Source organism: Pseudoclavibacter sp. RFBA6, assembly GCF_002931575.1.
Lineage (GTDB): Bacteria > Actinomycetota > Actinomycetes > Actinomycetales > Microbacteriaceae > Pseudoclavibacter > Pseudoclavibacter terrae.
Genome location: NZ_PSUA01000017.1, coordinates 116,892 through 131,264, shown reverse-complemented (window position 1 = coordinate 131,264; position 14,373 = coordinate 116,892). Strand labels below are relative to the sequence as shown.

Annotated in this window: 9 protein-coding genes; 1 reads left to right on the top strand and 8 read right to left on the bottom strand. The window is 66.8% G+C overall.

Annotated elements, in window-relative coordinates:
• Positions 1-25: 25 nt before the first annotated feature.
• The 8 genes from C5C17_RS17915 to C5C17_RS17880 form a co-directional block, all read right to left on the bottom strand.
• Positions 26-1,153: a Gfo/Idh/MocA family protein gene (locus C5C17_RS17915; protein ID WP_181028668.1), complete on the bottom strand. Its 1,128-nt coding sequence runs from the start codon at positions 1,151-1,153 to the stop codon at positions 26-28.
• A gap of 81 nt (positions 1,154-1,234) precedes the next feature.
• A complete protein-coding gene (locus C5C17_RS17910) occupies positions 1,235-2,269 on the bottom strand; it encodes an NADPH:quinone oxidoreductase family protein (protein WP_258066289.1) in 1,035 nt (344 codons plus the stop codon).
• A 204-nt stretch (positions 2,270-2,473) separates the two neighbouring features.
• A complete protein-coding gene (locus C5C17_RS17905) occupies positions 2,474-6,112 on the bottom strand; it encodes a family 78 glycoside hydrolase catalytic domain (RefSeq protein WP_181028667.1) in 3,639 nt (1,212 codons plus the stop codon).
• Between the two features lie 212 nt (positions 6,113-6,324).
• Positions 6,325-7,308: an aldo/keto reductase gene (locus C5C17_RS17900; protein ID WP_181028666.1), complete on the bottom strand. Its 984-nt coding sequence runs from the start codon at positions 7,306-7,308 to the stop codon at positions 6,325-6,327.
• Between the two features lie 13 nt (positions 7,309-7,321).
• Positions 7,322-9,940 carry an alpha-L-rhamnosidase gene (locus C5C17_RS17895; RefSeq protein WP_258066288.1) on the bottom strand — a complete coding sequence of 873 codons (2,619 nt, stop codon included), beginning with the start codon at positions 9,938-9,940 and terminating at the stop codon, positions 7,322-7,324.
• Positions 9,937-10,800 (bottom strand): carbohydrate ABC transporter permease, encoded by an 864-nt coding sequence (locus tag C5C17_RS17890; protein ID WP_104254749.1) that lies wholly within the window; start codon positions 10,798-10,800, stop codon positions 9,937-9,939. The genes C5C17_RS17895 and C5C17_RS17890 overlap by 4 nt, the downstream gene beginning before the upstream one ends.
• Complete coding sequence (locus C5C17_RS17885; RefSeq protein ID WP_104254748.1) at positions 10,797-11,687, bottom strand: carbohydrate ABC transporter permease; 891 nt, start codon at positions 11,685-11,687, stop codon at positions 10,797-10,799. Before C5C17_RS17885 ends, C5C17_RS17890 begins: the two co-directional genes overlap by 4 nt.
• A gap of 56 nt (positions 11,688-11,743) precedes the next feature.
• Entirely contained in the window at positions 11,744-13,042 is a 1,299-nt protein-coding gene (locus tag C5C17_RS17880) for an ABC transporter substrate-binding protein (protein WP_104254747.1), read from the bottom strand.
• 163 nt (positions 13,043-13,205) lie between these two features.
• On the opposite strand from C5C17_RS17880, the gene C5C17_RS17875 reads away from it, so the two are divergent.
• On the top strand, positions 13,206-14,201 hold the full coding sequence (locus C5C17_RS17875) for a LacI family DNA-binding transcriptional regulator (protein ID WP_258066287.1): 996 nt from the start codon (positions 13,206-13,208) through the stop codon (positions 14,199-14,201).
• Positions 14,202-14,373: the final 172 nt, after the last annotated feature.

Here is a 14,373-nt window from a genome sequence, read left to right as displayed (position 1 = left end):
ACATGGCAAGCCGTGACCTACGGACCTACGCGGTGGCTTCCCCCGGGTAGACGACGCCGATGGCTGCTCGAGCCTGGTCGAGCACCTCCATGATCTCGACGGATGACTGCCAGGGCATCACCCGCGACTGCGTGGCGCCGCTCGCGAGGAGGCGCGCGAACTCCGCGGACTCGAACTGGAAGCCACCCGGTACGGTCGCATCCCACTCGGTGGTGAGCGCACCGCTGACGCCGTCGGTCGACTCGTCGGACGCCTGCTCGGAACCGTGGCCGCCGAACTCGCTCACGCGCAGCATCCCGGGAACGAAGAACTCTTCCGGCAGCTCGACGATGCCGCGCTCGAACACGAACTCCGCCGTCGACGGGGCCCGCCCTTCGAAGCTGCAGCGGGCTGTGCCGACGGCGCTCGCGGTGCGCATGATGACGGATGCTGAGCCGTCGACGGCGTACCCGGGGAGCAGGTTGCCGGCCGCCGCGACCTCGCTGGGCGGGCCGAGAAGGTCGTGCACGGCGGCGACCGAGTAGACGCCGATGTCGAGCAGGGCACCGCCGCCCTGCTCGACGTCGACGATGCGCGGGACAGGGGTGTGCATGACCCCGGCGAAGTTCGCGTGCGCCGTGACGAGGCGGCCGAGCAGCCCGTTGGTGGCGATCTGCCTCGCCACCGTGAACTGGGGGAGGAACCGGGTCCACATGCCGTCGACGACGAGCACTCCGTGCTCTTCTGCGGCGGCGAAGACGTCGCGGGCCTCGGCGGCGTTGAGGGTGAAGGGCTTCTCGACGAGCACCGGCTTGCCGGCGCGGATGCACGCGAGCGCGAGGTCGTGGTGGGTCGAGTTGATGGTCGCGAGGTAGATGGCGTCGACGTCCGGGTCGGCGATGAGCTCGGCATAGGAGACGTGCGCGCGATCGACGCCCAGCTCGTCGGCGAACGCCTGGGCGCGTGACAGGTCGCGGGCCCCGACCGCCGCGATCGTCGACCGGGTGTGCTCGGGAACCTCCTGCGCGAACCTCCGCGCGATGTGGCCTGCGCCGAGGATCCCCCAGCGCAGCGGGGGCGCATCCGCCGGGTCGAGCAGCTCGACGCCCTCCGCGAGGCGGGCGATGGCGGCGGGGAGTTGGGCGACGAACGCGGGGGATGTGGGGGAGGTCATCGTTCGAGTCTGGCAGGGGAGCATGGTGCCAGTCGAGGAGCGGATCCATGGCACGGGTGCTGGCAGTCTCGCGCCAGCCGCCTACCCCAGGCTCAGGTCGATGACGATCTTGCCGCGCGCGAGGCGCTCATCCAGGCTCGCGACGGCCTCCGGGGCCTGCTCGAGCGGCACGACCTCGCTGATGGAGGCCCGCAGCTCACCGCGCTCGACGGCGGGTGAGAGCCTCGCCCATTGCCCGGGGAGCGAGACGAGGCACTCGGGCATGAGCCCCTCCCAGGCGGCGCCGACGACGGAGATGTTGTTCAGGAGGAGTCGGTTGGTCTTGACGGTCGGGATGCTGCCGCCCGTGAAGCCGAGCACGACGAGGCGGCCGCGTTTCGCGAGGCAGCGCAGCGAGTCGGTGAAGCGGTCACCGCCGACCGGGTCGAGCACGACGTCAACACCGCGGCCCTGCGTCAGCTGCCGCACCTCCGCGAGGAAATCTGCTGCGAGGACCGTGTGGTCGGCACCGACCGACTCGGCCAGCGCGGCTTTCTCCTCGGTCGAGACGACGGCGATCACAGTGGTGCCGATGAGCTTCGCCTGCTGGATGAGGGCGACGCCGAGCCCGCCCGCGGCGCCCTGGATGAGGACGGTCTCTCCTTGCTTCACCTGCCCGCGGTCGCGGAGCGCGAAGTCGGCGCTGAGGAGGTTGATGGGCAGCGCGGCGGCGTCGATGAAGCCGATCGAGTCGGGCAGCGGCAGCACGCGGTCGGCCGGCGCGACGACAGAGTCGGCGAACGCGCCGTGGCTCGCGACGCCGAAGACCCGGTCACCCTCCGCGAACCCGGAGCCTTCGCCAGCCTCGGCGACGACGCCCGCGAACTCGCTGCCCAGCGCGAACGGGGTCGGGATGCGGTGCTGGTACTCGCTGCGCGACTGCAGCACATCCGGGAACGCGACGCCGGCCGCACGCACCTCGACGAGCACGTGGCCGGGCGGCCGGTGCGGGACGGGCATGTCGCGGAGCTCGAGGCTGCGCGGCCCGCCGTCCGTCGAGTTCACGATCGCCCGCATGGTGGCCGCCTGGCCACGAGTCCGGTTCAGCTCGGGCGGGTCTGATTGCGCATCCGACATGCTTGCCACGGTAGCCGCTGGGTTGCGAGCTCGCCCGCGAGACGCCCCAAATGGTTGTTCAGCAGGGCTCCAAGGCGACCACTTGGGGCGACTCACGGGGAGGGGGAGTGGCGCGTGGCGCGGGACGTGGGCGTAGACGACTGCGGCCCCGCGCATCCACGGTGATGTGGATGCGCGGGGCCGCGGTTGTGATGCGTGCGAGAGCTACTCGCTGGTCATGCGTCCGCGGCGCTTGTTGATGAGGAACGCTGCTCCGGTGCCTGCGAGGACAGCCCCGAGGAGCGCGAGGAAGCCGGCGAGGCTGCCGTCGACGCCCGTCGTGGCAAGGTCACCGTCCTGACCGCCAGCGTCGGAGCCACCGTTGCCGCCGCCGTCTCCGTTGCCGGGGCTCGACGTTGGCGCGGTCGTGCTGGTGCCATCAGTCGAGGTCGGCTGCGGCGTGGGTTCCGCCGTGCCCGTCGGCTCGCCGGTCGGCTCCGGCGCGACGCCGACGGTGAAGTCGAAGCTGCCGGAGACGACTTCGAGCTGGGCTATGCCGTTCTCGATGCCGACGAGCGTGACGCCCTCGGCATCCACTGCAGCGAGACCGCCCTCAAGCACGGTCTTGCTCTTGTCGTCAACGGGCACGTAGACCGTCGCGGACGAGTTCGCCGGAACCTCGACGTGGTACTCGAAGGAGCCATTCTCGGTAGTCCAGTCGGAGACGAGCGTGCCGTAATTCGTGGTGAAGGCCGCGTTCGCCCACGTGACTCGTCCGTCCGCGTCCGGCTGCGGCTTGAGCACGGAGTGCTGGTAGCCAGCCTGCGTCGGGTCCTGGTTGACGCCAGCGACCGTGTTGTAGATCCATTCGCTCACCGCGCCGTAGGCGTAGTGGTTGTAGGAGTTCATGCTGACGTCGCCGAAACCGTCTTCGAGCGTGTACGAGTTCCACCGCTCCCAGTACGTCGTCGCTCCCTGGTCAACCGTGTACAGCCAACTCGGGTAGGCATTGCTGAGCACGAGGTCGTATGCGGCGTCGAGCTGCCCGCCGCCTGAAAGGGCAGGCAGGATGGCAGGGGTCCCGAGGAAGCCGGTCGTGAGCGCCGGTGCGCCGTCTTCGCCGGCGAGGCTCAGCTGCGCAAGCCGTTCCGCGAGGCCGGCCTGTGTGCCGTCCGGGTACAAGCCGAAGTCGAGCACGATCGCGTACGCGGCCTGGGTCTCCAGGTCTGCGCCTTCGATCTGCGCGCCGCCGCTCGGGAAGTAGGTCGAGACGAAGGTGCTCTTCCAGTCCGCGTGCCAAGCGGTGTACTTCTCGGCGTCCTCGGTCTTGCCGAGCGCTTCGGCCGCCTCCGCCATGAGCTTGATCGTGTGCACCTTGTAGGCCTGCATCACGAACTCGGTGTCGGTCTTCGCGAACGAGAGCCAGTCCCCGAGCACGAAGCCACGCGGGCCCTCATTGAGCGCCGTCGCGTACGCACTCATCTGCTCGTAGTTGACCTCGAGAATCTCGGTGTCGCCGTATGCCTTCCAGAGCTCATACGGCACGATGATGCTCGCGTCGGTCCACGGGTCGGATGTGCCGTGCACGAAGTCCCAGCCGGAGTGGTACGGCGCGAAGCGGGGGTACTGGCCGTCTGCGAACTGCGCGTCGGCGAGGTCGAGCTCCGTGTACTTCTGCAGGAAGTTGCGCACATCCGCGGTCATGGACGCGGTCGACGTGAACACCTGGATGTCACCGAGCCAGCCCATGCGCTCGTCGCGCGCTGGTGTGTCGGTCGGGATCGAGTTGAAGTTGCCGCGCAGGCCGTTGATGGTGTTCTCGTGCAGGGCGTTGAGGCCATCGCTCGATGTCTCGAGGTCCATCGTCAGTTCGGTGGCCGAGCTCAGCACGTGCGCTGTGACGTCGTCGGCGCCGACGGAGTTCGCGTCGAACCCGTCGAACCCGGAGACCTCAAGGTAGCGGAAGCCGTGCATCGTGAACGTCGGCTCGAAGGACCCGGAGCCCGAGTCGCCGATCGTGTAGAAGTCGTTGACCTTCGCCGAGCGGAAGTTCTCGTTGTAGATCGTCCCGGCCGGCCCATCTGCGGTTGCGCTGCTGTCGTTCAGCATCTCGCCGTAGTTGAGCTCGACGGTCGACCCGGCGGGACCGGTCACGTCGATCGCGACATTGCCGACGATGTTCTTGCCGAAGTCGAAGACGATGTTGCCGTTGGCATCCACCGTCCGGGAGACAGGCGAGACCTCCTCGACCTTCTTGATCGCGGAAGCGCTGTCGCCGACGACCTTGAGGCCTGTCGGCAGCGAGATGGTGGAGGGGGCGACCCAGTCGGCTTCGTCGAACCCGCCCTGCGACCACCCGGCGACTGCGGGCTCGAGCCGTGCGTCGTAGTTCTCGCCGTCCATGAGGTTGCTGTCGGTGATGGGGCCCTCGTCGAAGTACGACCAGTCGGGTCCCGTCGCGACTGACTCTGTGGTGCCGTCGGTGTAGGTGATCTCGAGGTTGGCGAGCAGGGCAGGCTGCGCGCCGTACGGCTTCTGAAGCGCGCCGAACGACCCGGAATACCAGCCGTCGTTGAGCTGCGCGCCGATCGCGTTGTCGCCGGACGCGATCTGCTCGGTCACGTCGTAGGCGTTGTAGAGCGCGGTCTTGTAGAAGTCGGACGTACCCGGGGCCAGGTAGGAGTCGCCGACCTTCTCGCCATTGAGCTCGAACTCGTAGACGCCCAGGGCGCTTGCATAGAGATGCGCCGATTCGACCGTCTTGCCCGCCGTGCTGAACTCCTCGCGGAAGAGCCCGTCCGAGGGGCTGGTGTCGACTTCTTGGGCGAAGTTGTCCGTAACCGTGATCCAGCCGTCAGCGATCTTCGCGCCGTCCGCCTCAGCGAAAGCGGACGCACTCGGGTCCGCGGTGAGTTTCCCTTGGGTCTCCTCGAGCTTCTCGGCCGCATCCGGCACCGTGAGGGTCACGTCGGTGTACTTGGCGCTTGTCCCGTTGTCGTTGTACAGGCCGACAAGACCAGCTCGCACCATCTGCCGATTGCCCGGCAGCTCGAACTCGGCGACGGCCGCGCCATCGAGGCTGATCTTCCACTTGGACCCGGAAGGAAAGACCCCTCCGCCTCCGACGAGGCTCGCCGTGAGGGTGTGCTCGGCGGCGGGGTCGAAACCGTCGAGCGCGACGTCGACGTTCACGGGGTCGAAGCCACGTGGGCTGTTCGGGTTCTCTGCGGCACCGTTGTCACGGGTGAAGTCGCGGATGCCCTGTGCGTTGCCCTCGTGCAGCTTCAGGCGGTACTGACCATCGACCTCAGCGACGTTGAGGAGGATGAAGTCGTCATCGACGCCGTTGAACGTGAGTCCTGCGGAGCCCTGCAGGATCTGGAACCTCGTCGAGACGTCGAAGGTCGTGGCCAACGAACGATCATCGGCAAGCGACGGCTCGGCGTTCGGCTGGGTGATCCATTGGGCACCGTTCCAGCCCGTGCTCCCGTCGGTCGCCTTGAGACCGGTTCGAAAGGACGACGTGGCGGTCGGCAGCGTCTCGCCGTGTTCGTCCGTCACCTGCACGGCCCAGAAATAGCTGGTCTTCGGTGCCAAGGCGGGGCCAGTGTAGGGAACCGCTGAACTGGCGTTGGACTCGACAACGCCGGAATCCCAGACGTCGCCTTCACCGTTCGACGCCTTATCTGCCGACGTTGCGACGACGAGGCGGTAAGCCGTTTGAGCGGCGCCGCGATGCGCCGCATCCATCTGCCAGCTAAAGCTCGGTGTGGAGTCGACCAAGATGGGGGATTCCTGCCGATCGACCTGCAGTGCGACGGTAGTGGTGTTCGTTGGAGCGGCGGTTGCGAGCTGTGCGCTCACGAAGGATCCTGCGAGGAGGCAGGTGCCGAGTGTCAGGGCCGTCGCGGCCTTGAACGAGCGGCCTCTGCCGTGGGCGTTCTTCGGTATCAAGTGCGATCTTCCGTTCTCTTCGTTGAGGTACTTCATCGGGGAGTGGAGGCACGCGGATGGCGCGCTCTACGATGAGCGCGGGGCGACATTGAAACGCTTCAACATCCGCTGCCACGAAGGTATCAGTCACCATGCCGTTGCACAACGGGAAATCCGGAGAGTGCGCGGACGGCCTCGAGATCGACGGTGGACACCTGCACCGAGGTTGCACGGAAGCTCGATCGCAACTGGTCGACGGTGCCTGTACCGATGACCGGCATGACCGGAAACGACGACGCCAGCAGAACCGCGACTGACAGCTCGGTTGCGGGTAGGCCGTAGCTGGGCGCGAGCTCGTCGAGGTGCAGTGCGATCGCTCTGTTGTGCTCGTCATCGAAGTCCCGCACCGCCGTGTCTGCTCCCCCGCGCCTCCAACGCGAGAAGTAGCCCCTGGACTGAGACGAGTAGGGGCTGACTGGAAGGGCCGACTGCTCGTGGAAGCGATGCATTGCCTCATCCATTGCGACCATCCCGCCCGGAAGCGCCCTCTCGAGCCGGCGCGCGAGCCCCCAGCAGGGCTGGTTGACCGTGAAGCCGGCCCACCCGCGATCGGCCGCGATCTCGCGACTCTCCTTGAGGCGCGGGGTCGTCCAGTTCGAGGCACCGTAGGCCGCGATGAGCCCTTCCCGAGTGAACGCCTCGAGCGGGGCCAAGAGTTCTTCGACGGGTATCGCGGTGCTGTCCCGGTGCAGGTACACAAGAGGGATCGTCTCGAGTCCGAAATTGTCTCGGGCCTCCTCGATGTCCAAGCGCAGCAACTCGGGGTCGAGGCGCGTGGCGCCGGGGTCATCCAGCGAGGGGTGCCCGATCTTGGTTGTGGCAGAGACGTCTCCGCTCACACCTCTCGACGACATCCACGCGCCGACCATGCGTTCGCTCGCACTCGGCGGGACGCTCCGATCCCAATTGCCATACACGTGTGCCGAGTCGATGAGGCGCCCGCCCTCCTCGATGAAGGCATCGAGGAGGGCGAATGAAGCGTCCCTGTTCTGCGTTGTTCCGAAGCCGAGCGTGCCCAGCGCGAGTCGAGATCGGGGTTGGGATGCGAGGGCGGCGATGTCAGACACGGTGCCCCGACCCTCAAGCTCCTTGCGTCTCGAGGGCGGGGGTTGCGGCACGGTGCGTGAACCTCGCGCCCGAACCGAGCTCGAACCGCTCCTCGGCGCCGGGGAGCAGCACTTGGCCCGTGACTCCGGTCGGAAGCAGCAGTTCATAGCTGATGCCTTCTGAGGTCCGCGTCCAAGAGCCAGTGATCGTCCCGTACTTGGATTCGAACGTGACGATCGCGCTGGTGAGATCGCCGCCGGGCTGTGGCGCCCAGATGACGCGACGGTAGCCAGGCTGCGCGGGAGCCAGCCCCCCAATAGTGCGGTGCATCCAGTCGGCCACGGAACCGAGTGCGTAGTGGTTGAAGCTGGTCATCTCTCCCGGATTGATGCTCCCGTCGGGAAGCATCGAGTCCCAGCGTTCCCAGATCGTGGTGCCGCCCATGCGGACGGTGTAGAGCCAGGACGGGCACGAGTCCTCGAGGAGCAGCCCATACGCCTCGTCGAGGTGCCCGGTTACGGTGAGGGCGTCGCTGATGACGGGAGTTCCGGCGAAACCCGTCGCGATGCGGTGGCCGGCCTCGCGCACGAGCTGGGCCAGCCGCCCTCCGGCGACCCGCTTCTCCGGGGCTGAGAGGAGATCGAAGTGGATGGCGAGTGCGTACGCGGTCTGCGCGTCACTCGTGAGCATGCCCCCGTCCACGACGTATTCGCTGCGGAACGCGTCGCGCGCCTGGGACGCGATCATCGAGTACTTGCTCGCTTCGGAGGTTCGGCCGAGGATGATGGCGATGTCCGCGAGACGCCTCGTCGTGTACGCGAAGTATGCGGAGGCGACAAGGTACTTGTCGGTCTGCCCGTCCGCCGGGTCGTGGGGCGGTGCAGCCGGGTCGAGCCAGTCGCCGAGCTGGTGTGCTGACTTCCAGAGGCGCGAGTCGCCCGACTGGAGCACCATCCGGTCAACCCAAGCGCGCCCGCTCTCGAACTGGCGCGCAAGGATGCCGCGGTCGCCGAATCGCTCGTGCAGTACCAGAGGAGTGAGCACGGAGGCGTCGCCCCACACGGCGCCGGTCTCGATGGGGGTCCAGGTGGGTCCGCCAGGGACGACGGGCACGAACCACGGCACGGTGCCGTCGGGCAGCTGCTCGAGGGAGAGGTCCGCGAGCCAGTTCTCGAGGAACCCGGCGCAGTCGTAGAGGAACGATGCCGTGGGGGCGAAGACCTGGATGTCGCCCGTCCAGCCGAGTCGCTCGTCGCGCTGCGGGCAGTCCATGGGTATCGACAGGAAGTTGCCGCGCATGCCCCAGACCACATTCTCGTGCAACCGGTTGAGGTCGTCGGAGGAGGTGGTGAGCGTTCCTGTGCGCTCCATGTCGTTGTGCAGCACGCGCGCGATCACAGTTCCGGTGGGCAGCTCGGCGAGGCCGGTGACGACGGCGTAGCGGAAGCCGTGGAAGGTGAACTTCGGCTCCCAGACGCGTGGGCCTCGACCATCCAAGATGATGACGTCGTGGGCGTCGGCGAGGCGCAGCGGGCGGACGCCCAGCTCGCCGTGCTCGAGCACTTCAGCGTGGCGCAGCTCGATGCGGTGGCCTGCGGGTCCGTCGACTTCCACCCGGAGTCGGCCGACGAGGTTCTGTCCGAAGTCGAGGAGGTGGACGCCCTCAGCGGTGCGTGTGACGGTGACGGGTTCGACCTCCTGCGTGCAGCGCACCGGCGGGAGCGACGGTGCGACAAGAGTGGCGGTGTCGCGAACGCCGACTGCAACAGGAGTCCATCCGTCATCGGAGGCGCCGGGCGCGCTCCACCCGTCCTGCTCGTCGCGCGAGTCGTGTTTCTCGCCGTCGTAGAGGCCGGCGCTGGTCATCGGACTGAGCGCCGCTACCCAGTCGGCGTCGGTCGCGACGACGTGACGGGTCCCATCCGTGTGCTCGATCTCGAGCTGCGCGATCAACGATTGGTCCGTGCCGTAGAGGTCGTGGTACCCGCCGTTGAAGCCGATCCGGCCGCGGTACCAGCCGTCCCCGAGCCAGGCGCCGATGACATTGGCGCCCTGGTGGACGTGCTGGGTGACGTCGAAGGTCCAGTAGATGAGGCGGTCGTCGTACTTCGTCCAACCGGGGGACAGCTCGTGGTCGCCCACGCGCTGCCCGTTGATCTCCGCTTCGTAGAGCCCGTGCGCGGTGACGTACAGGCGGGCGCTTCTGACGGGTTTCGAGAGGTGGAACTCGCGCCGAACGAGGGATGGTCGTCGGTCAGTCCCCTTCGCTTCCTCCCATGCGCCTCCGACCGGGCTCGCCGCCCAGTCTGCTTGGTCGAGGAGGCCAGCCTCCAATGCGGTGGCATCACTCCACGATGACCAGGCGTCGTCGTCCCCGCGAACACGAACGCGAACGGTCGCGGACTCACGAGAGTGGAGCGGCTTGAACGGCCAGCCGACGAGGACCTGCTCCGGGCCGCGGCCGACGGAGCGGCTGAGCCGGCCGCCGCGGTCGACTTCGAGCTCCCAGGCGTCTTGGGTCCACCCGGGTGCGGCGCTGATCTTCCAGCTGAGGCGGGGCGTCGGGGTGCCGATGCCCATGGTCTCGCGGAGGTGTTCGATCGTGGGAGAGGAGACGTGCACGGAGTTCCTGTTCGAAGTGTTGGTGCTCATCCCTTGACGGCTCCCGCCGTGAGGCCCTTCTGGATGCGCTGGTTGAGGATGAGGTAGATGATCAGGAGCGCGAACACGTTGATGCTGACGGCGGCGAAGAGCGGGCCGTACTGCGTCGTGCCGAAGTTCCCGTTGAAATTGAGCAGGCCGAGCTGCAGCGTTCGGATGCTTCCCGAGTTCGCGAATGTGAGCGCGATGAGCAGGTCGTTCCAGAAGAAGAAGAACTGCACGAGCCCGACGGTGAACAGCCCGTTCTTCATCATCGGGAGCCCGATGGAGAAGAACTGTCGGATGACGGAGGCTCCGTCGATGGTCGCCGCTTCGAAGATCTCCCGGGGGATGGATTGGAAGTACGTCGCCATCAGGAAGACCGTCAGAGGCAAGCCCGTCGCCGTGTACGTGATGATCAGCGTCCAGAGGGTGCCGGTGAGGCCGATCTGGAAGTAGGCGCTGAAGAGAGGAAGCAGGATCATCTGCGTCGGCACCATGATGCCGGCAAGGAAGATGAGGAGCACGTTGTTGCGCCCCCTCCACACCATGATCTCCAGAGCGAACGCTGCGGCCGTTCCGAGCAGCAGCATCAGGAAGAGGGAGGGAAGGACGGCGACGGCACTGTTGAGCAGCGTCTGGCCGAGACCTGCCGTCTCCCACGCCACGCTGTAGTTGTCGAAGTTCCACTGCTGGGGCATCGCCCAGGTGGGTTCTTCGAGGAACTCGCGCTGCGTCTTGAAGGAGCCGAGGAGGAGCCAGAGCAGCGGGTAGCCGACGATGACGAGGAGGAATGCGACGCCGATCCAGACCGGGATCCGGCCGAGCAGTCGGCGGACGCGGGCCGGCGTGAAATTGTTGGTCGTGGTCATGCTGCGGCCTTCTGTCGGTTACGGGCGGCCCCACGGAAGACGACGAACGTCACGGCCAGGCACACCATCGTCAGGAGCATCGCGATCGTCGAGCCATATCCGTACTGGCCATAGGTGAAGGACTGGTCGAACATCGCGATCGTGAGCGGGCTCGTGGTGCTGCCCGGCCCGCCGTTCGTGAGCGCGAGCACGCTATCGAAGACCTTGAGCGTTCCGTTGATCGAGAAGATGAGCGAGGAGATGAGGACGGGCAGCGAGAGGGGGAGCACGATGTGGCGGATGAGCTTCCAGCCACTGGCGCCGTCGAGCCTTGCGGATTCCATGACGTCTTCTGGGATGTCGATGAGTCCTGAATAGAGGAGGACGCCGTAGAAGCCCATCGAGCGCCAGATGTCCATGATGGCGATGACGATGAAGGCGCTGCCGCCGTCGCCGAACCAGTCGAGGGGGGCGCCACCGAGCGAGGTCATGAAGGAGTTCACGACGCCCTGTGTGGGGGCGACGGAGAAGAGCTGCTGGAAGAGCAGCGCCACGGCGACGGTCGGCATGACGACCGGGAAGAAGACGAGTGTCCGGATGAGGCCAGAGGCCCGTTTCAGTGCGAAGGCGTAGAGCAGCGCGAGCCCGTAGCCGAAGAGCACCTGGCCGACGGTCACGACGACCGCGTACTTCAGCGTGAACAGCAGAGCAGCGTGGACTTCCGAGTCGCCGACGAGTCGCACGAAGTTGTCGAAGCCCACGAAGGTGAATCCGACGATGGCGTTGCCCTCGAAGAGGGTGTATCCGAGCGAGACGAGCACCGGCACGAGCATCACGACCGAGTACACGAGGAGTGCGGGTCCGAGCAGGATGGCGATGGTCCGCTTGTCGCCGAGCACGTTTTTCATGTGTTTCTCCGAATCCGGTGGGTGCGGGAGCCGACGCTCCCGCACCCTGTGGGGACTTAGCCCAGGTCTGCCTGGACTTGCGCCATGAAGTCCTCGGCGGTGATGCTGCCTGTGACGAGCTGGGCCGCGTTGCGCTGGCTCGTGGTCGTCGCCTCAGGCGTGAACAGTGCCTCGAACCAGAGCACGGTCGTCTCGGTCTCGGCGATCTGGTCCTGGACCAGCTGGGTCAGTGGTGGCACGTCGGCCACCTCTTCGGAGAGGGCAAAGCCGGAGACACGGTTCTCCTGTGCGAGTGCGGTGCTGCCGTAGTTCTCGACGATGCAGCTCAGCCAAGCCTTGGAGTTCTCTCCCGTGGCGTTCGCGTTCATCGTGAGCGGCAGACCCACGTTCGCGGCCAGCTGCGAGCGGTCGCCCGCACCACCCTCTACGCCGGGGAAGGGCATGAAGCCGACGTTCTCGACGCCGATCCGGTTCGCTTCAGGGTCGTTGAGGCCGCTGAGGAACCAGCTGCCCATGTAGAACATCGCGGCGCTGCCGTTGAGGAACTGGTTCTCGGAGGTCGCCATGTCGATCGAGCCGACACCCTGGCCGAAGTACCCGGACGCGCCGAGATCGGCGATCGCCTGCGCGGCTTCGACGTACTCGGGGTCGGTGAGCTTCGCCTCGCCGTCGGCGACCTTCTGCATCGCGTCGGGGCCGAGGGTGCGGAACAGGTAGCTGGAGATGAGGCGAGTGATCGGCCACCCCTGCTCGCCGCTTGCGGAGAACGGCTGAATGCCCGCAGCGTTGAGCTTCTCCGACGCCGCGGTGAGCTCGTCCCAGGTCTGTGGCTCGGCGATACCCTGCTCGTCGAAGATGGTCTTGTTGTACCAGATGCCCTCGACGTTGTACTCGAAGGGGAGCACGGCGAAGCTGCCGTAGAGGTTCTCGATCGTGGAGACGGCTGCCGGCTCGATCTTGTCCAGCTGCCCCGTCTCAGTCAGCAGCGCCTCGAAGTCAGCGATGTTGCCTGACTCCGCGAGCGTCTGCGTGAGGGCCGGTGCGTTCCCGGCCGAGAAGAGCACCGGCAGGTCTCCCTGCCCGGCCTTCAGTTGCAGCTGCTGGTCGAGGTTGGTCTGGGGGACGGTCTCGACCTTCAGTGGCTGCGCGCCGGCTTCGGCTGAGCAGGTGTCTCCGGCTAGGGTTTCGAGAACGGCCGGAACTTCCGTGTTCTCGACGTTGATGAAGACGGAGAACTCGTCGTCACTGACCGTTGCTCCGCCTCCACCAGAGCAGGCCGTGAGCGCGAGCACAGAGACTCCGGCGAGGGCGGTCAGGGTCAAGCGCGTTGGCGCGACCCGAGGGGTTCGCTTCATGAATCCTCCTTGATTGGGCGAGTCGACCTCGCATGCTTGAAGCGCTTCAAAGACAACCACGAACCAGTCCGATTCGCAAGCGAACGGATAACTTTCTTCTCGTATAGAGTTCTGATCCATGTCACCGACGACCAATGAGACCAGGGATCGACCGCGGCCAGTGATGACTGACGTCGCGCGTCTCGCCGGGGTGTCGTTGGGGACCGTCTCCAACGTGCTCAATACCCCGAACCTCGTCGCCGCGGGAACGCGCGAACGAGTCGAGCGCGCGATCGAGGAGCTCGGGTTCGTTCGGAATCGGACGGCGAGGTCGCTCGCCATGGGGCGAGCCGACACCGTCGGATTCGTCATCGTCGATCTCGCGAACTCGCTGTTCCTCGACATCGCCCGAGGGGCAGAGGAGGCGTTCGACACGAAGCACAAGCGACTCCTGCTCGCCAACAGCGACGTAGATCTCGTCAAGCAGACCGGGCACATCGAGCTGTTCGAGGAGACGCAGGTGGCGGGCATCCTCCTGGCCCCACTCGACGCTCCGCTCGAAGCCGCGCAGCAGGCGCGGGGCAGGGGCATGCCGGTCGTGCAGGTCAACTGGCCGGGAGGCGACGACGCCTGCGGGGTGGTGGCCGACGAGGAACTCGGCGGCTACCTGGCCGCGAAGCACGTCATCGGCCTCGGGCGTCGCAGGCTCGTCTTTGCAGGTGGTCCGTTCTCGCTCTCCGCGGTCGAGGCACGCCGACGTGGGGTGCTGAAAGCCTGTGAAGAGAGCCGGGGCGTCGAGATCGAGACCATCGAGACTCCAAGAATCACGGTCCGCGGGGGTCATGCCCTCGGAGTGATGCTGGCTGAGCGTCCGCCACTCGAGCGCCCGGATGCGCTCGTCTGCGCATCCGATGCCCTCGCGTTCGGGGCCATGCAGCCGCTCCTCGCCGCCGGCGTTTCGGTGCCCGAGGATCTGGCAGTCGTCGGCTTCGACAACAACCGCATGTCGACCGACAGTCCGGTCCGCATCACGAGCGTTGGTCAGCCGGGCCTCGAGATGGGGCGCGCAGGTGCGGAACTCCTCATGGAGGAGATCTCGCTGGGCGACCGGCACGAGCATCGTACGATCATCCTGCCGCCCAGCCTGCACGAGCGTGCGAGCACGGTCGGCGGCGGTTGAGCGCTGATCGAGTTCGCGACAGCGCCGAGCCGCTCTCGATGGCATCCCGGCGTCGCTCAGGTCCAGAGGTGGGTCATGCGTGCACGGGCGTCCTTCGTAGCCAAGGCGACGTGCGGCCTCTCTAAACACGTGCGGCCCCGCGCATCAACCGTGAAGTGGATGCGCGGGGCCG